The organism is Roseateles sp. P5_E11 (assembly GCF_054049355.1).
This window is the reverse complement of sequence record NZ_JBFUMO010000603.1, coordinates 1-3397: the sequence shown is the minus strand read 5'-3', so window position 1 is coordinate 3397 and position 3397 is coordinate 1. Positions and strand designations below refer to the sequence as shown.

Sequence of the window (3397 nt, the reverse complement as noted above, 5' to 3'; positions counted from 1 at the left end):
CAGCTATCGCGTCTTCGAGCTGCCAGCGGGCGACGGAGATTTCGAACGGCGCGCGGCCAAGCTCGCGACGATGGCCGGCGGCGTCGTCATGCCGGTGCAGCAGCAGCGCCTCAACTCCAACGCCGAACTTCGGGCCAGGCTCAAGCAGGTGGTCGACGCCGGTGGCGAGGGCCTGATGCTGCACCGGGCCAACGCGCCGCTGGCCTCGGGCCGCAGCGATCTGCTGCTCAAGCTCAAGCCACTGGCGGATGCTGAAGCCGTTGTTGTCGGCCATGAGCCGGGCAAGGGACGGCTGGCGGGTCAGCTGGGAGCACTGGAGTTGCAGACACCCGAGGGCCAGCGCTTCAAGCTGGGCACCGGCTTCAGCGACGCCCAACGCCGCGACCCGCCGCCCATCGGCTCGACTGTCACCTATCGCTATCGCGACCTGACGCCGAGTGGCAAGCCGCGCTTTGCGAGCTTCCTGCGGGTGGCCGAGGCGTTCTGAAGGCTTGTCAAAGCCAGCTCAGCAGCTTCTGCAACCACAGAGGCAGCGGGCGGCCGGGGACGTAGTTCTGGCGGTACTGGCTGTGCATGGCGGGCTCCTCAAAAGCGAATACTGTTGATTTATACAGTATTCACCAGGGCCTCGCCAGCCCTCAGCGGGAAATCACTCGAGCTTGGGCAGGCCACCGCCGGCCAGCAGGCCGACACCGGTATAGATGCCCAGCTTGCCGCGCGTGTCGCTGATGTCGAGATTGCGCATCGTCAGCTGGCCGATGCGGTCGGCGGGGCTGAAGGCGCCTTCGACCTTTTCCATGCTCAGGCGCTCGGGCGCATAGGTCAGGTTSGGGCTCTSGGTGTYSAGSAGCGARTAGTCGTTGCCGCGGCGCAGCTCAATGGCCACCTCGCCGGTGACGGCGCGGGCGATCCAGCGCTGGGCGGCCTCGCGCAGCATGATGGCCTGCGGGTCGAACCAGCGGCCCTGATAGAGCAGGCGGCCGAGCTTGCGGCCGTTGTCGCGGTACTGCTCGATGGTGTCTTCGTTGTGGATGCCGGTCACGAGACGCTCGTAGGCGATGTGCAGCAGCGCCAGGCCCGGAGCCTCGTAGATGCCGCGGCTCTTGGCCTCGATGATGCGGTTCTCGATCTGGTCGCTCATGCCCAGGCCATGGCGGCCGCCGATGACGTTGGCCTCGGCCAGCAGGGCCACCGGATCGCGGTACTCGACGCCGTTCAGCGCCACGGGCACGCCTTCCTCGAAGCGTACCGACACGGCTTCGGCCTTGACGACGACGTCATCGCGCCAGAACGCCACGCCCATGATGGGATTGACGATCTTGATGCCGCTGTTCAGATGCTCCAGGTCCTTGGCCTCGTGCGTGGCGCCCAGCATGTTGGAGTCGGTCGAATAGGCCTTCTCCGCGCTCATCTTGTAGGCGAAGCCCTTCTCGGTCATGAAGGCCGACATCTCGGCGCGGCCGCCCAGTTCATCGATGAAGGTCTGGTCCAGCCAGGGCTTGTAGATCTTCAGCGCCGGGTTGGTCAGCAGGCCGTAGCGGTAGAAGYGCTCGATGTCGTTGCCCTTGTAGGTCGAGCCGTCACCCCAGATGTTGACGCCGTCGGCCTGCATGGCCGCCACCAGCATGGTGCCGGTCACGGCGCGGCCGATGGGCGTCGTGTTGAAGTAGGTCACGCCGGCGGTGCTGATGTGAAAGGCACCGGCCTGCAGCGCGGCAATGCCTTCGGCGACCAACTGGGCGCGGCAGTCGACAAGAACGGCCTTCTCGGCGCCGTACAGCATGGCCTTGCGGGGGATTTCGTCGTAGTCCGGCTCGTCGGGCTGGCCGAGGTTGGCCGTGTAAGCGTAGGGCAGGGCGCCCTTGAGCTTCATCCAATGCAGGGCTGCGGAGGTGTCGAGGCCACCGGAGAAAGCGATGCCGACCTTCTGGCCAACGGGAACGGATTGCAGGATCGTGGACATGGTGAGGGTCTCTTAGACGAGGTTCTGCCACTCGGGGTGGCGCTGGATGTAGAGCTGGACGTAGCTGCAGGCGGGCACGACCTTGAGGCCTTCTGCGCGGGCCCATTGCAGGCCGGCCTCAACCAACTTGGCGGCGAGACCTTGGCCACGATAGGCCGGCGGCACGCCGGTGTGGGTGAACACGACGCGGCCAGCGCTCAGCTCGTAGTCGAGCACGCTGAGGGGCGTGGTCGGCAGCGTGAAGCGCTGGTGGCCGGGTTCGTGCCGGGGTGTCATTCGGTGGGTGCCTTCAGGGCAACCGGGTGGACCTCCACCGATGCGCTGGCGGTCGACACGTAGACGCTGCCGTCCTGGATGCTGATCTGCAGCTGCATGCTGCGTTCGGCCAGGGCTGCCAGGGCCTGGGACTGCTCGGCGGGAATCTGCCATACGGCCAGGCGTGGCGCGCGCGTCAGCTTGTTTTCGATGCCGCTCCACCACACCGGCGTGCTGGATGCGAAGCTGTAGACGCTGACGCGGCGGGCGCGGCCATGGGCCTTCATCAGACGGCGTTCGTCGGGCTGGCCGAGGTCGATCCAGTGCTGCAGCTCGCCCGTCAGGTCGGGTTGCCAGAGATCGGGTTCGTCCACGTCGGACAGGCCCTTGGTGAATTCGAGCCGGCCGTTGAGATCGTCGGCCGGCACATTCAGTGCATAGGCCAGCACGCGGATCATCATGCGCTCGTCGGTCTCGCTCGGGTGGCGGGCGATCGTGAGGGCGTGGTCGCCGTAGACATGGCGGTCCATGTCGGCGATCTGCAGCTGGGCTTTGTGGATGGTGGCTTTGAGCGCCATGGGGAAGGGGCCGGGGCCCCTGTAACGAAGAGCAGCCGAGGATTATCGCGGCGAAGCCTCGTGGCATCATTCCGCCTCCCGCTTTGAACCTTCGCAACCCGGTTGCGCCCTCTTCATGAAACGCATTCTTCTTACGTTGGCCTTGGGTCTCGCTGTCTCCGCCCAGGCACAAGTCACCACCAATTCCAAGGCCAAGGTCGACCCGAAGAACAACAAGGTCAGCAACCCGGTTGTCGAGAAGCCCAAGGCCAAACTGATGTCGCGCGACGAATTGCGCGCCTGCATCACCCAGCAGGACAACAACAGCAAGGAAGCCGAGGCCATCAAGGCCGAGCAGGCTTCCTACAAGGCCAATGCCGACAAACTCAAGTCGGAGAAGGCCACCCTTGAGGCMGCCGAGGCCGTGCTGGGCAAGCAGATCGCCGACGTGAAGGCCGAGAAGGAAGCCATCCTGAAGGCGCACGAGGCGCTGACGGCCGAGGCCCCCAAGCTCGAGAAGGCCGAACTGAAGGCTCGCAACGACGCCTATACGGCGCGCACCACAGCTTTCGGCACGGCGGTCGAGGCCGTCAAGGCCGCGGATGCCGAGCAAGGCATCAAG

At 65.7% G+C, this 3397-nt stretch carries 5 protein-coding genes; 2 read left to right on the top strand and 3 right to left on the bottom strand.

The annotated features are described in order from the left end of the window. On the top strand, window positions 1-487 hold a 487-nt coding region (locus ACXJKR_RS27710), incomplete at its 5' end, for a DNA ligase (RefSeq protein WP_457325561.1). Between the two features lie 162 nt (window positions 488-649). Here ACXJKR_RS27710 and argG read toward each other — a convergent pair. Genes argG through ACXJKR_RS27695 form a run of 3 tightly spaced genes read right to left on the bottom strand, consistent with a single transcriptional unit; the run spans window position 650 to window position 2796 of the window. Further along, window positions 650-1963 (bottom strand): argininosuccinate synthase, encoded by a 1314-nt coding sequence (gene argG / locus ACXJKR_RS27705; RefSeq protein ID WP_457325560.1) that lies wholly within the window; start codon window positions 1961-1963, stop codon window positions 650-652. Between the two features lie 12 nt (window positions 1964-1975). Continuing rightward, window positions 1976-2239 (bottom strand): GNAT family N-acetyltransferase, encoded by a 264-nt coding sequence (locus ACXJKR_RS27700; RefSeq protein WP_056201994.1) that lies wholly within the window; start codon window positions 2237-2239, stop codon window positions 1976-1978. Next, complete coding sequence (locus tag ACXJKR_RS27695) at window positions 2236-2796, bottom strand: YaeQ family protein (protein ID WP_056201997.1); 561 nt, start codon at window positions 2794-2796, stop codon at window positions 2236-2238. The genes ACXJKR_RS27700 and ACXJKR_RS27695 overlap by 4 nt, the downstream gene beginning before the upstream one ends. Window positions 2797-2911: 115 nt before the next feature. Here ACXJKR_RS27695 and ACXJKR_RS27690 point away from each other — a divergent pair. Beyond that, the coding region (locus tag ACXJKR_RS27690; protein WP_457325559.1) for a hypothetical protein at window positions 2912-3397 on the top strand (486 nt) is incomplete at its 3' end.

Coding starts and splice junctions, on each gene's coding strand:
- ACXJKR_RS27700 (WP_056201994.1), bottom strand. CDS start 2,239: ATGACACCCCGGCACGAACCCGGCCACCAGCGCTTCACGCTGCCGACC.
- ACXJKR_RS27695 (WP_056201997.1), bottom strand. CDS start 2,796: ATGGCGCTCAAAGCCACCATCCACAAAGCCCAGCTGCAGATCGCCGAC.